Annotated in this window: 15 protein-coding genes; 13 read left to right on the top strand and 2 right to left on the bottom strand. The window is 71.9% G+C overall.

The features are described from left to right. Positions 1-119 precede the first annotated feature (119 nt). The gene (locus ACNTMW_RS16320) at positions 120-1583 is read left to right on the top strand and encodes an MFS transporter (RefSeq protein WP_426634474.1); all 1464 of its coding nucleotides are present in this window, start codon (positions 120-122) and stop codon (positions 1581-1583) included. On the opposite strand, the gene ACNTMW_RS16315 is transcribed toward ACNTMW_RS16320, so the two are convergent. Further along, positions 1580-2533 (bottom strand): hypothetical protein, encoded by a 954-nt coding sequence (locus ACNTMW_RS16315; protein ID WP_426634473.1) that lies wholly within the window; start codon positions 2531-2533, stop codon positions 1580-1582. The genes ACNTMW_RS16320 and ACNTMW_RS16315 overlap by 4 nt on opposite strands. A gap of 255 nt (positions 2534-2788) precedes the next feature. Here ACNTMW_RS16315 and ACNTMW_RS16310 point away from each other — a divergent pair, with 255 nt between their 5' ends. The 8 genes from ACNTMW_RS16310 to ACNTMW_RS16275 all read left to right on the top strand — a co-directional run bounded on the left by ACNTMW_RS16310 (position 2789) and on the right by ACNTMW_RS16275 (position 9732). Further along, entirely contained in the window at positions 2789-3589 is an 801-nt protein-coding gene (locus ACNTMW_RS16310; RefSeq protein ID WP_426634472.1) for a hypothetical protein, read from the top strand. A gap of 233 nt (positions 3590-3822) precedes the next feature. Next, a complete protein-coding gene (locus ACNTMW_RS16305) occupies positions 3823-4722 on the top strand; it encodes a sulfite exporter TauE/SafE family protein (RefSeq protein WP_426634471.1) in 900 nt (299 codons plus the stop codon). 427 nt (positions 4723-5149) lie between these two features. Next, positions 5150-5566, top strand: coding sequence for a MarR family winged helix-turn-helix transcriptional regulator (locus tag ACNTMW_RS16300; RefSeq protein ID WP_426634470.1), 417 nt, complete (start codon positions 5150-5152; stop codon positions 5564-5566). Continuing rightward, on the top strand, positions 5563-6360 hold the full coding sequence (locus tag ACNTMW_RS16295) for an ABC transporter ATP-binding protein (RefSeq protein WP_426634469.1): 798 nt from the start codon (positions 5563-5565) through the stop codon (positions 6358-6360). The genes ACNTMW_RS16300 and ACNTMW_RS16295 overlap by 4 nt, the downstream gene beginning before the upstream one ends. Beyond that, positions 6320-7153 carry an ABC transporter permease gene (locus ACNTMW_RS16290; RefSeq protein ID WP_426634468.1) on the top strand — a complete coding sequence of 278 codons (834 nt, stop codon included), beginning with the start codon at positions 6320-6322 and terminating at the stop codon, positions 7151-7153. Before ACNTMW_RS16295 ends, ACNTMW_RS16290 begins: the two co-directional genes overlap by 41 nt. 114 nt (positions 7154-7267) lie before the next feature. Then, complete coding sequence (locus tag ACNTMW_RS16285) at positions 7268-7804, top strand: CHRD domain-containing protein (protein ID WP_426634467.1); 537 nt, start codon at positions 7268-7270, stop codon at positions 7802-7804. A 45-nt stretch (positions 7805-7849) separates the two neighbouring features. Beyond that, positions 7850-8692 (top strand): SCO6745 family protein, encoded by an 843-nt coding sequence (locus tag ACNTMW_RS16280; protein ID WP_426634466.1) that lies wholly within the window; start codon positions 7850-7852, stop codon positions 8690-8692. Next, positions 8689-9732 carry an NAD(P)H-dependent flavin oxidoreductase gene (locus ACNTMW_RS16275; protein WP_426634465.1) on the top strand — a complete coding sequence of 348 codons (1044 nt, stop codon included), beginning with the start codon at positions 8689-8691 and terminating at the stop codon, positions 9730-9732. Before ACNTMW_RS16280 ends, ACNTMW_RS16275 begins: the two co-directional genes overlap by 4 nt. A gap of 150 nt (positions 9733-9882) precedes the next feature. On the opposite strand, the gene ACNTMW_RS16270 is transcribed toward ACNTMW_RS16275, so the two are convergent. Continuing rightward, complete coding sequence (locus ACNTMW_RS16270) at positions 9883-10557, bottom strand: glycoside hydrolase family 75 protein (protein ID WP_426634464.1); 675 nt, start codon at positions 10555-10557, stop codon at positions 9883-9885. A 234-nt stretch (positions 10558-10791) separates the two neighbouring features. Between ACNTMW_RS16270 and ACNTMW_RS16265 the strand changes: the two genes are divergently transcribed. From ACNTMW_RS16265 to ACNTMW_RS16250, 4 genes are all read left to right on the top strand, one after another. After that, positions 10792-11742 (top strand): cation diffusion facilitator family transporter, encoded by a 951-nt coding sequence (locus ACNTMW_RS16265; protein WP_426634463.1) that lies wholly within the window; start codon positions 10792-10794, stop codon positions 11740-11742. Positions 11743-11845: 103 nt separating this feature from the next. Then, complete coding sequence (locus tag ACNTMW_RS16260; protein ID WP_426634462.1) at positions 11846-12778, top strand: anti-sigma factor RsbA family regulatory protein; 933 nt, start codon at positions 11846-11848, stop codon at positions 12776-12778. Positions 12779-12835: 57 nt separating this feature from the next. After that, positions 12836-13567, top strand: a complete 732-nt coding sequence (locus ACNTMW_RS16255) for a M50 family metallopeptidase (RefSeq protein WP_426634461.1) — start codon at positions 12836-12838, stop codon at positions 13565-13567. A gap of 420 nt (positions 13568-13987) precedes the next feature. Continuing rightward, the gene (locus ACNTMW_RS16250; protein ID WP_426634460.1) at positions 13988-15655 is read left to right on the top strand and encodes a substrate-binding and VWA domain-containing protein; all 1668 of its coding nucleotides are present in this window, start codon (positions 13988-13990) and stop codon (positions 15653-15655) included. Positions 15656-15685: the final 30 nt, after the last annotated feature.

Raw genomic sequence — 15685 nt, 5'->3', positions numbered from 1 at the left:
GGCGGGAACACGACGGGACGATCAGTGCTGGCGGCGCCCCGGGCCGGGGCACGGACGGGCTTCCGTGGCCCGTACCACGGCCGGGTCGCCGCCGGTGACTGTTCGCCGTCGGCGACCTGATGGCGATCCGGTACACCAGCACGCGGGGGCGCTGGGTGCTGCTCGCGACGGTCCTCGGGTCCGGCCTGGCGGCGATCGACGCGACCGCCGTCGGCGTCGCGCTGCCGACCATCGGGCGTGACTTCCACGTCGGTCTGGACCGACTCCAGTGGATCGTGACCGGCTACACCCTGACGCTCGCCGGCTTCCTGCTGCTCGGCGGTGCGCTCGGCGACCGGTACGGGCGACGCCGGATCTTCGTCGTCGGCGTGATCTGGTTCGCCCTCGCGTCGCTGCTGTGCGGGACGGCGCCCGACCCGACGACGCTCATCGTCGCCCGGGCCCTCCAGGGCGTCGGTGCCGCCCTGTCGACGCCGGGCAGCCTGGCCATCATCGAGTCCACGTACGTCCCCGACGACCGTTCGCGCGCCATCGGGGCCTGGTCGGGGCTGGGTGGCATCGCGACCGCGATCGGGCCGTTCCTCGGCGGTTGGCTCGTCGCCGCCGTCTCCTGGCGGTACATCTTCTTCATCAACCTGCCGCTGGCGGCGGTGGTCGTGTGGGTCTGCCTGCGGCACGTACCCGACAGCCGCGACCCGGCCGCGCCCGACCGCATCGATGTCGTCGGTGCGCTGCTGGTCACGGCGTCCCTGCTCGGGTTGTGCTTCGGTCTGACCGAGGCGGGCCGGCTCGGGTGGCGCGCGTCCCCGGTCGTCGGCGCCCTCGTCGGCGGCGCCGCCCTGCTGGTGGCGTTCGGGTGGTGGGAGCGCCGGGTCCGGCAGCCCCTGTTGCCACTGGACATGTTCGCCAACCGCCGGTTCAGCGGGACCAACGCGGTCACGTTCATCGTGTACGGCGCCCTCGGCGCGGTGCTGTTCCTGCTTCCGATCCAGTTGCAGCAGGTCGGCGGGTACAGCGCGCTGGAGTCCGGCGTGGCGTTGCTACCGGTGACCGTGATCATGCTGCTGCTGTCGGCGCGTTCGGGGGCGTTGGCGAACCGCATCGGTCCCCGACCCCAGATGACGGTGGGGCCGCTGCTCGTCGCCGCCGGCGTGGTCCTGCTGACCCGGGTGGGCACCGACTCCGGGTACGTCACCCGGGTGCTGCCCGCGGTCGTGCTGTTCGGGCTGGGCCTCGCCACCACCGTCGCACCGCTCACCGCGACGGCGCTCACCGCGGTCCCGCCCGGCCGCTCCGGGATCGCCTCGGCGATCAACAACGACGTGGCACGCGCGGGCGCGCTCATCGCGATCGCGGTCCTACCCGCGGTCGCCGGGATCGGCCAGCTGACGTACCTGTACCCCGCCGCGTTCGACGCCGGGTTCCGGGTCGCCTGTCACGTCGCCGCCGCGGCCTGCGTGGTCGGCGGGCTGCTCGCCGCCGTGACGGTCGGGCGCCGCGAGCCGGGCCGGCCCGCGGCCGGTGCCCCGTGCGAGGAGTACCAGTGCGGGCTGGAGGCGCCGCCGCTGCGTACCGGTGACTAGTCCATCCTGAGCTCGGCCGCGAGCATGCCGCTGTGCAGCACTTCCCGGCGGGCCCGCTCGTCGGCGTACGTGGTGAGGACCAGCGGCGTGAGCAGCATCCCCAGGGCGACGCCGACCAGGACGTCGAACAGGGTGACCACGATCGTGGCGGCCACCAGCGGCCCGGTGGTCCCGGCGGTGTCCGCGGCGACGTCGACCACCCCGCCGACCACCGTGGTCAGCAGCGAGCCGGCGGTGACGAGCGCCACGACGGTCGCGACCCGGGCCAGTGCGGCGACCAGGTCGGCGTGGAAGAGCATGAAACAGCGCCGGACGGCGCCGCCGCGTTCGAACAGCACCACCCCGGGGAGCACGGTGAACACGGCGACGAAGTACAGGCCAGGGAAGAAGCACGCGCAGATGCCGGCGAGCACGATCAGGCCGGCCAGCAGCCCCCAGCCGACGAGCGGAAACAGTCGGCGTACGGCACCGCGCAGGGCGGCACCGACCTCCGGTCGGCCACCGGTCACCGCCACCGTGACCAGGCGAATCCCCGCGAGCAGCGCCACGGTGGTGGCCAGTGCCTCGAGGAACGAGCCGAGCCCGCCGAGGCCGAAGGAGGGCAGCGCCGCGGTGAGGGTACGGAGGATTTCGGCGCGGTCGTCGGTCGACATGATCTGCAGGTCGGGGCTCCAGAGCGCCATCACGATGTCGGCCGGCAGCCGCAGGACCAGCGCCACGGCCGCCCCGAGCAGTTGCAGCGCCAGCAGCGGTCGCCAGTACGCCCTCAGGATCGCGACGTTGCGCCGCCACCAGCCGGCGTAGTCGCCGCTGATCAGCGGATCGGACGGGTCGCCGGCCGGATGCGCCAGAGGTATCCGGGTCGCAGGTGCGGGCCCGTATCCCGGCGGCGGCCCGTATCCCGGCGGCGCAGGCTCGTGTTCCGGCGGTGGCGGGGACGGCTCGGACATGATTTCTCCCCGGGTCGTGGACGCGCTCATTCTTCCAGTTGCCGGCGCCCGCCACGCGGGTGTCGTCCGCGCCCGCCACGCGATTGCCGGCGACCGTCGTGATCGGTGCGTTGTTTGCCCGGGTTCCTTCGCCGCTTCTTCCCATTCGACGGAATGTCGCGGCATTGTCGCCATGATTCGTTGACCGGCAGGTCAGATCGGTGATTTCATCGACGCTCACCGATCAGGCAAGACACTTTCCAGTAGGAGGCGGCCATGACAAGTTCTGGCGTCCCACGCAAGCATGCCCGCCGCGCGGTCCTCGGTACGCTCGCCGCCGCGGCCGTGGGTGGGCCCGTTCTGCTGCGCGGGCTGGCCAACGCCCAGGCTGCCGACGTGTCGGCCGCCGCCGCGCTGGTGTGGAGCCCGGTGCCCAGCCGCGACGGGTTGAACGCTTTCGAGGGGGTGGAGGACGACCGATCCGGTTCGCACCCCGGCGTCACGCACATCTACCCCCAGGGCGACACCTATCGCGTCGACATGCACACCCGCGACCGCGACGGCAGTGACCGGCAGCGTAACGAGGTCAAGGGGATGAAGCAGAACGGCACCGTGCTCACCTGGGGAAACGGGGAGACGTGGCGGCTGACGTACGACCTGTTCATCCCCGACGCGCTCCGCGGTACGACCAGCTTCACCCACATCTTCCAGCTCAAGCGGCCGGGGAACGGCACCGGACCGCTCGCCACGATCGGCCTGCGGCGCAACGGCAGTGCCGAGTACCTGACGCTGCGGCCCTTCGTGTCCGGGGGTGAGATCGGCCGCGTCCCGCTGAGCGCGGCCTGGAACCGGTGGATCTCGATCGAGATGACGTTCCTGATCGGGGACAAGGGAACGGCTCACTTCGTATGCACGGAGGGCGGCAGGACCCTCGCGGACGACAGTCGCAGCGGTATCGACCTCTGGCTCGGCGACCGGATTCGCCCGAAGTGGGGCATCTACCGCTCACTGGACGACTCGAAGCAGTTGCACGACTGCTACCTGCTCCTGCGCAACATGCGCGGATACCGGGGCTGACCTGCCGCGGGCGGCGCCCGGAGCGGATCCCGACCTGGGCGTCGGCGGCGTCCCCCCCCGGGGTGCGCACCGTGCGATCGGCGTCCACTTGGCGGACGTTGGTGTCCGGTTGTGGGTGTCGTTCCACCCGGTGTGGGACCGGCGGTGGTCCGCCCGTGTGATCTGACAGCCAAATCCCGACCAATTAGGCAGGTTTGGTGGACAAGGTTGCCGGGTGCGGTAACACTCGACGGATGTCCCCGGTCCTCGCGCTCGCCGGATTCGGCGTCGGCACCATCGTCGGGCTCACCGGTATGGGTGGTGGCGCGCTGATGACCCCGGTGCTGGTGCTGTTCTTCGGTATTCCGCCGCTCACCGCGGTCTCCAGCGACCTCGTCGCGAGTGCGGTGATGAAGCCGTTCGGCAGCCTCGTGCACATCCGCCGCGGCACCGTGAACTGGTCGCTCGTCGGGTGGCTGTGCGCCGGCAGCGTGCCGTCCGCGTTCGCGGGCGTGCTGCTGCTGCGGGCCATCGGCGGGGACGGCGGGGTCCAGCACGCCATCCAGTCGGCGCTGGGGGTCGCCCTGCTGCTGGCCGTCGTGGGGATCGTGGTGAAGGCGTACCGGTCGAGCGGTGCGCCGGCGTCCGATGGGGCGACCGCCGCGTTGCGGGTACGTCCGGTACCCACCGTGCTGCTCGGTGCGCTGGGCGGGCTCGTCGTCGGGCTGACCTCGGTCGGCTCCGGTTCACTGATCATCGTCGTGCTGCTCGTGCTGTACCCGATGCTGCGCGCCAACGACCTGGTCGGCACCGACCTGGTCCAGGCGGTACCGCTGGTCGCCGCGGCCGCCCTGGGGCACGTGCTCTTCGGTGACTTCCACCTCGACCTCTCGGCGGCGATCCTCGTCGGTTCCATTCCCGGCGTGCTGCTCGGTGCCCGGCTGTCCTCCCGGGCGCCGGCGGGTGTGGTCCGGGCGGCGCTGGTGTTCGTCCTGCTGGCGAGCGCGCTGAAGCTGTTCGGCGTGCCGAACCTGGTCGTCGTGGTGACGTTGCTGGGCGTGGCGCTGGCGGGTGCGGCCGCCTTCGCGGTGCGCCGCGCCGGCGCCGGATCCCGGGACGGCTCACGCACCTACGCGGGGACGAGTTCCCGCTGACGGCGCCCTGACGGCGCCCGGCCTCGTGGCCAGGGCCCGGCCCCGCTGGCCGATCGGGGGCCGGGGCCCGGTCGTCCGGGCGGGGGGCAGCGTTCCATGGCGCGGCGGGCGGCCTCCCGGGTGCGAGCGGCCTTCCGGATGACGGTGACGGGCGACCGTGCGCCTCCGCATGCGAATACCTCTGACTAAGAGGTAGTCTGGCGGTGTGACCGAATGGCCTGCCGCCGGACCCGGGACCCCCGGGTCCGGCCAACCGAACCCACCACCCGCTGCGGACCCCGCGGCCGCGCCCCGGGTGGGCACCACGTCCGGGCACCTCGCGGACTCCACGTCCGGGCGCCTCGCGGACCCCGCGGCCGGGCTGGCGGACGCCGGGTCCACACCGGCGGACCGCACCTCCGGATGGCGGGACACGGCCTCCGAGTTGATGGACACGGCATCCGGACTGCGCCGACTGGTGCGCCGCCGGTTGCGGCCCACGATGCCCGGCCCGGCCCTGCGCGGCGCGCACATCGAACTGCTACGCGTCGTCAACGACCAGCCGGGCATCGGAGTCAAGGCGGCCGCGCGGGTGCTGCACCTGGCCGACAACTCGGTCAGCACGCTGGTCAACCAACTGGTCAGCGCGGGGCTGCTGCAGCGGGAGGTCGACCCGGCCGACCGCCGGGCAGCCCGGCTGGCGCCCACCGACGCCGCACGCCAGCGGCTGCGGCAGTGGCGCAGCGGCCGGGACCGCATCGTCGGCACCGCGCTGTCCCGCCTGCCTGCCGAGGACGTCCGCACCATCGAGACGGCCCTGCCGGCCCTGCGTCGCCTGCTGCGCGAGTTGGAGGAAGAATCATGACCGCGGTCGCCTGCACCGGGCTGCGCCACGCTTTCGGCGACCACGTCGCCGTCGACGATCTCGACCTGAGCGTCCTGCGCGGTGAGATCTTCGGCCTGCTCGGCCCGAACGGCGCCGGCAAGACGACCACGATCCGGCTCATCACCACGCTGCTGCCGGTACGGCCCGGGATGGTCTCCGTCTTCGGTGCCGACCCCGCCGTGCGGCCGTTCGCCGTGCGGCGCGCCATCGGCTACGTGCCGCAGATGCTCTCGGCCGACGGCTCGCTGACCGGGCGCGAGAACGTCAGCCTCTTTGCCCGGCTGTTCGACGTGCCGCGCCGGGAGCGGGTCGGCCGGGTCGACGAGGCTGTGCGCGCGATGGGCCTGGCCGAGGCCGCCGACCGGATGGTCGGGACGTACTCGGGTGGCATGGTGCGGCGGCTGGAACTGGCCCAGGCGCTGGTCAACCGGCCACGCCTGCTCATCCTCGACGAGCCGACCATCGGGCTGGACCCGGTGGCCCGGGGCGCGCTGTGGGACAAGGTCACCGAACTGCGCGCCACGACCGGCGCGACGGTGCTGGTGACCACGCACTACATGGACGAGGCCGATCAGTACTGCGACCGGGTGGCCCTGATGCACCAGGGCCGGATCCGCGCGCTCGGCACGCCCGACGAGTTGAAGGCGGCGCTCGGACCGGACTCCACGCTGGAGGACGTGTTCCGCCACCACACCGGCGACACTTTCGCCGAAACCCAGGGAGGTTTCCGTGATGTCCGCAGCACCCGTCGAACAGCCCGTCGCCTCGGCTGACCGCGATGAACTGCCCGATGGCCGCGGGGCGTGGCGGATGCTGCCCTCGCGGGTGTACGCGCTGTGCCTGGTCGAGCTGCAGAAGCTGCGCCACGACCGCACCGAGCTGGTGACCCGGGCCATCCAGCCGGCGCTGTGGCTGCTCATCTTCGGTGAGACGTTCACCCGGATCCGGGCCATCCCCACCGGCCATGTGCCGTACCTGGACTACCTGGCCCCCGGGATCCTCGCCCAGTCGGCGCTGTTCATCGCCATCTTCTACGGCATCCAGATCATCTGGGAACGCGACGCCGGCGTGCTCACCAAGCTGCTGGTGACCCCCACGCCCCGGGCGGCACTGATCACCGGGAAGGCGTTCGCGGCGGGCGTCCGGGCGCTCGCCCAGGCGCTGATCATCCTGGTGCTCGCGGCAGCGCTCGGGGTGGGCCTGTCGGCCAACCCGTTGCACCTGCTCGGCGTGTTCGTCACCGTGCTGCTCGGCGCGGCGTTCTTCTCCTGCCTGTCGATGACGATCGCCGGCCTCGTCCTGTCCCGCGAACGGCTCATGGGTATCGGCCAGGCCATCACGATGCCGCTGTTCTTCGGCTCGAACGCGCTGTACCCCGTGGACGTCATGCCCGGCTGGCTGCGCGCGCTCAGCCGGGTCAACCCGCTGTCGTACGAGGTCGACGCCCTGCGCGGGCTGCTCGTCGGTACCCGGTCCCACGTCGGCCTCGACCTGGTCGTCCTGGCCGGTTGCGCGATCGCCGGCATCGCGGCGTCCTCGGCGCTGCTGGGTCGCCTGACCCGCTAGTCGGTCAATCCGTTAATCCACAGTGGAAACGGTCGGTGTTTGAACCGCCCGGCAGTGGTGACCGTGTCAGGCGTCCACGGCGCACGAGGCGCCGGCCACACCGGGAGTGCTCGCATGTCTCGTACCGTACGTTCCCGTCTCGCCCTGGCTCTCGCCGTCACCACCGCGGCCGGTCTTGCCGTCCCGGCCGCCGCCTCGGCACATGGCCCTCGTTCCCAGCGGCCGACGAGCGAGGTGACGTACCTCGTCGCCACCCTCGACGGCAGCAGTGAAGTACCCGGGGCGCCCGGCACCCCGGCGGTGGGTGACCCGGACGGCCGGGCCGTCGAGGTCCTGCGGATCGAGGGAAACCAGATCTCGTTCGCCATCAGGTGGACCGGGATCGGCGCACCGACCGCGGGCCACCTCCACCTCGGTGCGGCCGGCGTCAACGGCCCGCTGAAGGTGCTGATGTTCGGGCCGCTGCCCGCCACGCTGAATGCGGTCGCGGGCACCGTGACCGTGGACGACCCGGCGCTGCTCGACTCGTTGACCGCCGATCCCGGCGCCTTCTACACCAATCTGCACAATGCCGAGTTCCCCGGCGGGGCGCTGCGCGGCCAGCTACGCAAGGCGACCGGCCGCCCCGCGCTCGCGGACGCCCTTTCGTGACCCGGGTCACCGAACAACCTCCGTGATCGTGGCTACGCTGCGGAGATGAACGATGCCCGGCTGATGTGGACGCTGTACGAGCCGATCCACGCCGTCACGTACTTCACCCCGGAGTCGCTGGCGGCGTTCCAGGAGGCCGGACTGAAGGGCTTCTGGCGCGGGTACTTCGCCGGCCGGGCGGCGCCGCTGGGCGAGGTCGGCGCCGCGCCGGTGATCGCCGCCTTCTACACCTTCGCGCCCGCGATGGTGACCCGTGCGCTACCCGACGTGTGGCGGCGGGCCACCCCCGAGCGGGTGCTCCGGGCCCGCATCGACGGCTCCACCGCGGCGCTGGCCCGGCTGCTGGCCGACCAGCCGGCCGACGCCGTCGCCGAGGCCGCCGACCTGCTGGCGGCCGCCGCCGCCCGGGTGGAGCCCGCCGGGCGGGTGCTGGGCGCGGCGAACGCGGCGCTACCCGTACCCGGGCAGCCGCTCGCCCGACTCTGGCAGGCCGCCACCACCCTGCGTGAGCACCGCGGCGACGGGCACGTGGCCGCGCTCGTCGCCGCCGGGGTGGGGCCGCGCGAGGCACTCGCGTGGCGGGCGGCGTACGACATGTCGCGGGCGGTGGTCCAGCCCGCCCGGGGCTGGACCGACGAGGAGTGGGACGCCGCGGCCCGGCGCCTGACCGAGCGGGGCTGGCTCGACGCCGACGGCCGGCCGACACCGACCGCGCTCGCCGCCCACCGCGACATCGAGGCGGCCACCGACCGGGCCGCGGCCGCGCCGTGGGAAGCCGTCGACGTCGACCGGGTACGGGTCCTGCTCGAACCGATCGCGGCGGCGTGCCGGGCCGCGCTGCCGGCCGACACCCCGATCGGGCTGCCCACGACGGGTACGGCGGCATGAGCGCCGTCCTCGCCGGCCTGCGCCGTCCGGTCATCGCCGCGCCGATGGGCGGCGGCCCGTCCACCCCGGCGCTCGCCGCCGCCGTGTCCGAAGCCGGCGGGTTCGGCTTCCTGGCCGGCGCGTACCTGACGCCGCAGCGGCTGGCCGAGGACATCGCCGAGACCCGGCGGCTGACCGGGCGACCGTTCGGCGTGAACCTGTTCGCCCCGGTGGCGCCGCCGGCCGACCTCGCCGCCGTCGCCGCGTACTCCGAGCGCCTCGCCCCGATCGCCCGCAGGTGGGGCGTGGTGCTCGGCGCCCCGGTCGGTGGGGACGACCGGTACGCGGAGAAGCTGGACCTGCTGCTGGCCGACCCCGTACCGGTGGTGTCCTTCGCCTTCGGGGTACCCACGGCCGACGTGGTCGACGCGCTGCACGCCCGGGGCAGCGAGGTCTGGGTGACGGTCTCGCACCCGGTCGCCGCGACCGCCGCCGACGAGGTCAGCGTCGACGCGCTCGTGGTGCAGGGTATGGAGGCGGGGGCGCACCGCGGCGGCGTCGACGACACCGACGAGTACGCGCTCCTGCCGCTGCTGCGACTGGTGGCCGAGCGCACCCGGCTGCCCATGGTCGCCGCGGGCGGGGTCGCCGACGGGCCGGCGCTCGCCGCGGTCCTCGCCGCCGGGGCCTCGGCCGCGGCGCTCGGCACCGCGTTCCTGCGCAGCCCCGAAGCGGGTACCTCGGACGCGCACCGGGCGGCGGTGGCGGGTGCCGGCGACACCGCGCTGACCCGGGCGTTCACCGGTCGGCGCGCCCGCGGCGTGGTCAACGAGTTCATGCGCACCCACGACAGCGCCGCCCCGAGCGCGTACCCGCATGTCCACTACGTGACCGCGCCGCTACGGGCGGCGGCCCGTGCCGCCGGCGATCCCTCGGTGCTGAACCTGTGGGCCGGGCAGGCGCACGCGCTCTCCCGGGAGCTGCCGGCGGCGGAACTGGTCGAATGGATCACCACCGGGGCGGCCGCCACGATCGGGGAGCTGGCCCGCCGGTTCACGTGAGAACGCCGGTTCACTCGAGAACGCCGGTTCACCCGAGAGTCCGGCGCGGCCGTCCAAGGTCGGCACAACTTCCGGGAAGTTGTCGTCTCAGCAGCGTTGGAGACCACAACTTCCCGGAAGTTGCCACGATCATGGTCGGGTATCGATCGCTCAGCCGTTGAGCCAGGCGGTCGCGGCGGCTTCGCCCTTGGCGGTGATGGCGTTGTTGTCCTCGACCGGGCTGGGGACGTTGCCCGTGAAGACGATGTACGTCACCCCGGAGTCGACGCCGCCGTTCGCCGGGTCGGGGTTGATGCCCAGGTCCCGAGCGGTGGCGTAGGACGCCTCGCCGATGATGTCGTTGGGTCCCTCGTCGGCGAAGACGGCGTAGACGACCTTGTTGTTGTAGATCACCGCGGCGACGGTGCCGGGCTTGATGCCGGCGCTGGAGTAGCTGAACCGGGAACTGGGCAGCGGGATCACGAAGTAGTGCGTCTTGTCCGCCTGGAAGGACTTGCCCTTCGAGGTCTGGAACGACGTCTGGGGCTGGTACCAGGGATCCTTGCTCTTGTTGCAGTTGCTCGTGGTGATCCCGTCGCAGTCGATGTCCATGTCGGCCTTCCAGAAGTACGCCGTGCCGGACTTGCAGATGTTGACCGTTGCCGAACTGACGTCGCTGTCGGTCTTGTACTTGCTCTTCGAGACGACCGAGCAGGAGTTGGCCTTGGCCAGCAGTTGGGCGGCGGTGGGTGCGGCCTGCGGGGTGACCGACGCGTGTGCGGTGGTGGCGATCAACGGCAGCGCCAGTACGCCGAGCGTTGCGAGCGCCAGTCGCAGTCGTCGCATGTGGACCTCCAGATGCGCCTCAGGGATTGTTAAGATGATTTCCTATTGCCGGCGCAGGTCAATTTACGACTGTCGATAAGCCCACGTCAACCGCTGTTCCCACGGAGGTGCTCGGAAGTTCGGGCGGGTCGTCAGCGGCAATGACGTGTGCCCGGCGCCCTGAGCGAACGCCGGTCCACCCTCGCCCGGGTTCGTACGTGGTCACGGTGACCATCGGCGTGAAAGACTCCGATCATGTCCGAACCGGGCACCGCGGAGTCGAGCACGCGCACGGTCGTCGTCGCCGTCCTGGTCAACCTCGCGATCGCGGTGGCGAAAGGCGTCGCGGCGGCGTTCACCGGCTCGGTGGCGCTGTGGGCCGAGACCGCGCACTCGCTCGCCGACACCGGCAACGAGATCCTGCTGTACGTGGGACTGCGGCGGTCCGGACGGCCGGCCGACGACCGCCATCCCTACGGGTACGGGCAGGAGCGCTGGTTCTGGACGCTGCTGGCGGCCATCGGCATCTTCGTCATCGGCGGCCTCTTCTCGATCGTCGAGGGCGTCGAAGCCCTGCTGCACCCGAAGCCACTGACGGACGTACCCGTCGGGATCGCCGTTCTCGTGGTGTCGTTCGTGCTCGAGGCCGTGTCCTGGCGTACCGCGCGGGCACAACTGCGTGAGGAGGCGCGGGCGCGCCGGCGCTCCATCGGCGAGCACCTGCGCCGGGCCTCCGATCCCACCGCCGCGACGGTCCTGCTGGAGGACAGCGCCGCGCTCGTCGGGATCGCGCTCGCGCTGGCCGCGATCGCCCTGCACTGGCTCACCGGATGGGCGGTCTGGGACGCCGGGGCCGGCATCCTCATCGGTGTACTGCTCGTCGCCGTGGCCTACCTGATCGTCCACCGGTCGGCGACCCTGCTCATCGACCAGTCCGCCCCGCCGGACGTGCTGGACCGGCTGCGCGCCCGGATCGGGGAGGAGACCTGGGTGCGCCGGATCGAGAAGCTGACCGCCGTCTACATCGGACCAGGCCGGTTGCTGGTCACGGCCCAGCTGCTGCCGGTCGCCGAGATGAGCCGGCTGCCAGCCGAGGTCGTCGTGGAGCGCGCGTACGCGCTGCGGGCGGACCTGTGTGCCGCCGAGGCGATCGGTGACGTCGAGATCACTCTCGTGCCGGAATCCGACCGACATTCCTCAACCTGACCGCAGAGGTAGTCGATGGCCTCCCGTCGGCGTAATCTCCTCGCCGAGGGGGGTCTCGAGCGGTGTTGAGCCATGACGGGCGCATCCGTGACGTGGATACGGCATGAGCGCCGCCACGCCACCGTCGCTGTGGCACCAGGCGTTGGTCTACCGCTCGTCAGATGAGCTGCTCACCTGCACCGTTCCCTTCGTGCAGGACGGGCTGAACGCGGACGAGCCGGTCCTCGTCGCCGCGCCGCCGGCCACCACCGGGCCGCTCCGGTCGGCGCTCGGCCCGGCCGCCGAGCGGGTCCGGTTCCTGGACATGACCGACGCCGGCCGCAACCCCGGCCGCATCATCCCCGGCGTGCTGCACGCGTTCGTCAGCCGGCACGCGCCCGGGCGGGTCCGCATCGTCGGGGAGCCGATCTGGGCCGGCCGCTCGGCCGCCGAGTACCCGGCCTGCGTCCTGCACGAAGCCCTGATCAACCTGGCGTTCGCCGAGACGGACGCGATGATCCTGTGCCCGTACGACGCCCGCCGGCTGGCCGCGACGGTCTTCGCCGACGCCGAACGTACCCATCCGGTGATCGCGTCCGTGGACGGACAACGTCCCAGTACGGCGTACGCGAACCCGCACGCCGTCGTCGCCGCGTTCAACCGGCCGCTGCCCGACCCCGGTGGGGTACCGGCGACGCTCGTCTTCGACGCCGACGACCTGCCGGCGGTCCGCCGGTTCATCGGCGAGCACGCCGGCCGGGCGGGACTGGCGGGCAACCGGATCGCGGATCTGGAGGTGTCGGTCAACGAGGTCGCCACGAACGCCGTCATCCACGGCGGCGGTCCGGGCACGCTGCGGATCTGGCAGGAGCGCGGCCAGGTCGTCTGCGAGGTGTCCGACCCGGGGCACCTCACCGACCCGCTGGCCGGCCGGATCCCGCCGGATCCGGACGCCGAGCACGGCCGCGGCCTGCTGCTGGTCAATCTCCTGTGTGACCTGGTGCGGGTGCACACCGACGCGGCGAGCACGACGGTCCGCCTGCACATGCGCGTCTGAGGTCACCACCGGACCTCCGCCGTCCTCCCCGGTTGTCCGGACGTGGTTAGCTACGGCGTGCCTGTGTCGTCGTTGACCGATCTGTGGAACCGGCTGGTCGGCTCGCAACCGGCACCGCCGCGCCTCGTCGTGGTGGGCGCCGCCGTGCTGGCACTGGCCGCCGTCGGTCCGTATCGGATCTGGCGGGTCTCGCGCCACGTCGTCACGATCGCCCATGAGGGCGGCCACGCGCTGACGGCGCTGCTCACCGGCCGGCGGCTGGCCGGCATCCGGTTGCACTCCGACACCTCGGGGCTGACCGTGTCCGCGGGGCGGCCGACCGGGCCCGGCATGGTCGCCACCGGAATGGCCGGCTATCTGGCCCCGTCGATGCTGGGGCTGGTGGGCGCCGGCCTGCTCAGCGGCGGCCGGATCACGCTGATGCTGTGGGCGGCGCTGGTGGTACTGGCGGCGATGCTGCTGATGATCCGCAACGTGTTCGGGGTCGTCTCGGTCGTCACCACGATCGGTGTCGTCTTCGCGGTGTCGTGGTTCGGCTCGGCCCAGACCCAGGCGGCGTTCGCGTACTTCGCGGTGTGGCTGCTGCTGGTCGGCGGGGTTCGGCCGGTCGTCGAGCTCCAGCGGATGCGCCGCCGTGGTCGGCTGCCCAACTCCGACGCCGACCAGTTGGCCCGTCTGACCCGGCTACCCGGCCTGTTCTGGGTGGCCTTCTTCTGGCTCGGTGCGGTCGCGGCGCTGCTTTTCGGTGGCTGGTTGTTGGTACGGGAGATGACCGGCGGCTGGTGGTGACCGGCCTATCGGCGTCAGATTGGTAGTGACATAGATCACTACCGTGGCCGGGTGTGTCGGTATGCGGGCGGTTCCGGTGGGCGGGAAGACTCTCGAGTACTTTTCATCGCGTGACAAAAATGGGTGAACCGGGCCGCGGTGCAGACTGAGTGCTGGTTGCTCTGCGTAATCGTATTGATACGGTAACGCATTGCAATTGGCCTATTGAGCCATTTCTGTGCGTAGACTGGGCCGCCCACCCCTCTGTTTCTCGGCGGTAACTTTGACTGAACGTACATGGTGCGCGCCACGTCTACTCGGGGACATTGGGTAGCCGTGGGAGGTCGCCATAGAAACCCGAGCCGCATCGGCGCGCCAATGCCGAATGCTGGCGGTCGACGTACATCCGGCGGACTGCGGACCGTAGCCGCTGCCGCCTCCGTGCTGGCCATCATCGTGGCGAGCTGGGGCGGATATCGCCTGTTCGCGTCGCCGTCCTGTTCCGACACGGTGCGCCTGTCGGTCGGGGCCGCGCGCGAAATCGCCCCGGTGGTGCAGAGCACCGCCAACCAGTGGCTTGAGACCAAGCCGACGGTCAACGGCAAGTGCGTGGCGGTCGACGTGGCCGCCATGGAGCCCGCCGACGTCGCAGCGGCGATCGCCGGGCAGCACAAGTCCATCCTCGGCGGCGTCGGACAGGCCAGCGGCAAGACGAGGGTCCCCGACGTCTGGATCCCCGACTCGAGTGTCTGGCTGCAGCGGCTGCGTGCCAGCGGCGGTCAGGACTGGGTGCCGGCCGACGCGCAGTCCGTCGGTCGCAGCCCCGTCGTGCTCGCGATGCCGCAGCCGCTCGCGGCGACGCTCGGCTGGCCGAACAAGAAGCTCACCTGGGCGGACCTGCTGCCGAAGCTGACCGCCGACGCCAAGATGCGGACCGGGATCGTCGATCCGGCCCGCGACGCGTCCGGCACGAACGGCCTGCTCGCGCTCGCCGGCGCGGCCGGCAGCGCCGGTGGCGCCAACGGCCAGGCCACGACGGTTGCCGCGCTGCGGGCCCTGGCCACCGGCCGGTCGGCGCTGCGTGAAGACCTGGTGGCGAAGTTCCCCCGGGCGACCGACGCCGCGTCGCTGACCAGCAGCCTCGGTGCCGCCCCGCTGTCGGAGCAGGCGGTCATCAACTACAACAGCGGGCAGCCGCCGGTACCGCTGGCCGCGCTGTACATCGAGCCGGCCCCGATGCCGATGGACTACCCGTTCGCGGTGATGCCCGGCGTGTCGCCCGGCCAGTCGGAGGCCGCGCGGGCTCTGCTGGTCACGCTGGCCGGTGACGCGTACCGGGACCGGCTGGCCCAGGCCGGCCTGCGGGCCGCCGACGGCAGCGCGGGCAACGGGTTCGCCGCTACCAAGGGCGCACCGCTGACGCCGTCGCCGGCGCCCGAGCTTCCCGACCCGCAGTCCGTCGACAAGGTGCTGTCCACATGGTCGGCCGTCACGCTGCCCGGCCGGATGCTCGCGGTCATCGACGTGTCGGGCTCGATGGCCGAGCCGGTGCCGACCGCCGGTAACGCGACCCGAGAGCAGGTGACGGTGGAGTCCGCCAAGCGGGGCGTCGCCCTGTTCGACGACTCCTGGGCGCTCGGCATCTGGACGTTCTCGACGCTGATGGACGGGCCAAACGACTACAAGGAGCTCGTACCGATCGGCCTGCTGGCCAACCAGCGCCAGCAGACCCTGGCCGCGCTCAGCGGCATCCAGCCCAACAAGAACGGCTCCACCGGTCTCTACGACACGGTGCTCGCCGGGTACAAGGCGGTCCAGACCAACTGGGACCCCAGCCGGGTCAACTCGCTGCTGATCATGACCGACGGTGAGAACGACGACCCGGCCGGTGGCCTGAACCTCGACCAGCTCATCGACGAGCTGAAGAAGACGATGGACCCGAACCGGCCCATCCAGGTCATCATGATGGGTATCGGTACCAGCGTGGGTGAGCCGGCGCTGAAGCGGATCACCGACACCACCGGTGGCGGTACGTTCCTCGTCCCCGACCCGTCGAAGATCGGTGACACCTTCCTGAAGGGCATCGCGCTGCGGTCGAGCGCGAAGTGACCATCGGGTAGAACCCCACGGCGGGGGGGC

Source organism: Planosporangium spinosum (assembly GCF_049999945.1).
In the GTDB taxonomy this organism is placed as follows: Bacteria; Actinomycetota; Actinomycetes; order Mycobacteriales; family Micromonosporaceae; genus Planosporangium; species Planosporangium spinosum.
This window is presented reverse-complemented; position numbering and strand designations above follow the sequence as displayed.

Bases quoted from the DNA above. Each gene is read 5' to 3' on its own strand.
- ACNTMW_RS16320 (WP_426634474.1), top strand. From the start codon at position 120: ATGGCGATCCGGTACACCAGCACGCGGGGGCGCTGGGTGCTGCTCGCG.
- ACNTMW_RS16315 (WP_426634473.1), bottom strand. From the start codon at position 2,533: ATGTCCGAGCCGTCCCCGCCACCGCCGGAACACGAGCCTGCGCCGCCG.
- ACNTMW_RS16310 (WP_426634472.1), top strand. From the start codon at position 2,789: ATGACAAGTTCTGGCGTCCCACGCAAGCATGCCCGCCGCGCGGTCCTC.
- ACNTMW_RS16305 (WP_426634471.1), top strand. From the start codon at position 3,823: ATGTCCCCGGTCCTCGCGCTCGCCGGATTCGGCGTCGGCACCATCGTC.
- ACNTMW_RS16300 (WP_426634470.1), top strand. From the start codon at position 5,150: ATGGACACGGCATCCGGACTGCGCCGACTGGTGCGCCGCCGGTTGCGG.
- ACNTMW_RS16295 (WP_426634469.1), top strand. From the start codon at position 5,563: ATGACCGCGGTCGCCTGCACCGGGCTGCGCCACGCTTTCGGCGACCAC.
- ACNTMW_RS16290 (WP_426634468.1), top strand. From the start codon at position 6,320: ATGTCCGCAGCACCCGTCGAACAGCCCGTCGCCTCGGCTGACCGCGAT.
- ACNTMW_RS16285 (WP_426634467.1), top strand. From the start codon at position 7,268: ATGTCTCGTACCGTACGTTCCCGTCTCGCCCTGGCTCTCGCCGTCACC.
- ACNTMW_RS16280 (WP_426634466.1), top strand. From the start codon at position 7,850: ATGAACGATGCCCGGCTGATGTGGACGCTGTACGAGCCGATCCACGCC.
- ACNTMW_RS16275 (WP_426634465.1), top strand. From the start codon at position 8,689: ATGAGCGCCGTCCTCGCCGGCCTGCGCCGTCCGGTCATCGCCGCGCCG.
- ACNTMW_RS16270 (WP_426634464.1), bottom strand. From the start codon at position 10,557: ATGCGACGACTGCGACTGGCGCTCGCAACGCTCGGCGTACTGGCGCTG.
- ACNTMW_RS16265 (WP_426634463.1), top strand. From the start codon at position 10,792: ATGTCCGAACCGGGCACCGCGGAGTCGAGCACGCGCACGGTCGTCGTC.
- ACNTMW_RS16260 (WP_426634462.1), top strand. From the start codon at position 11,846: ATGAGCGCCGCCACGCCACCGTCGCTGTGGCACCAGGCGTTGGTCTAC.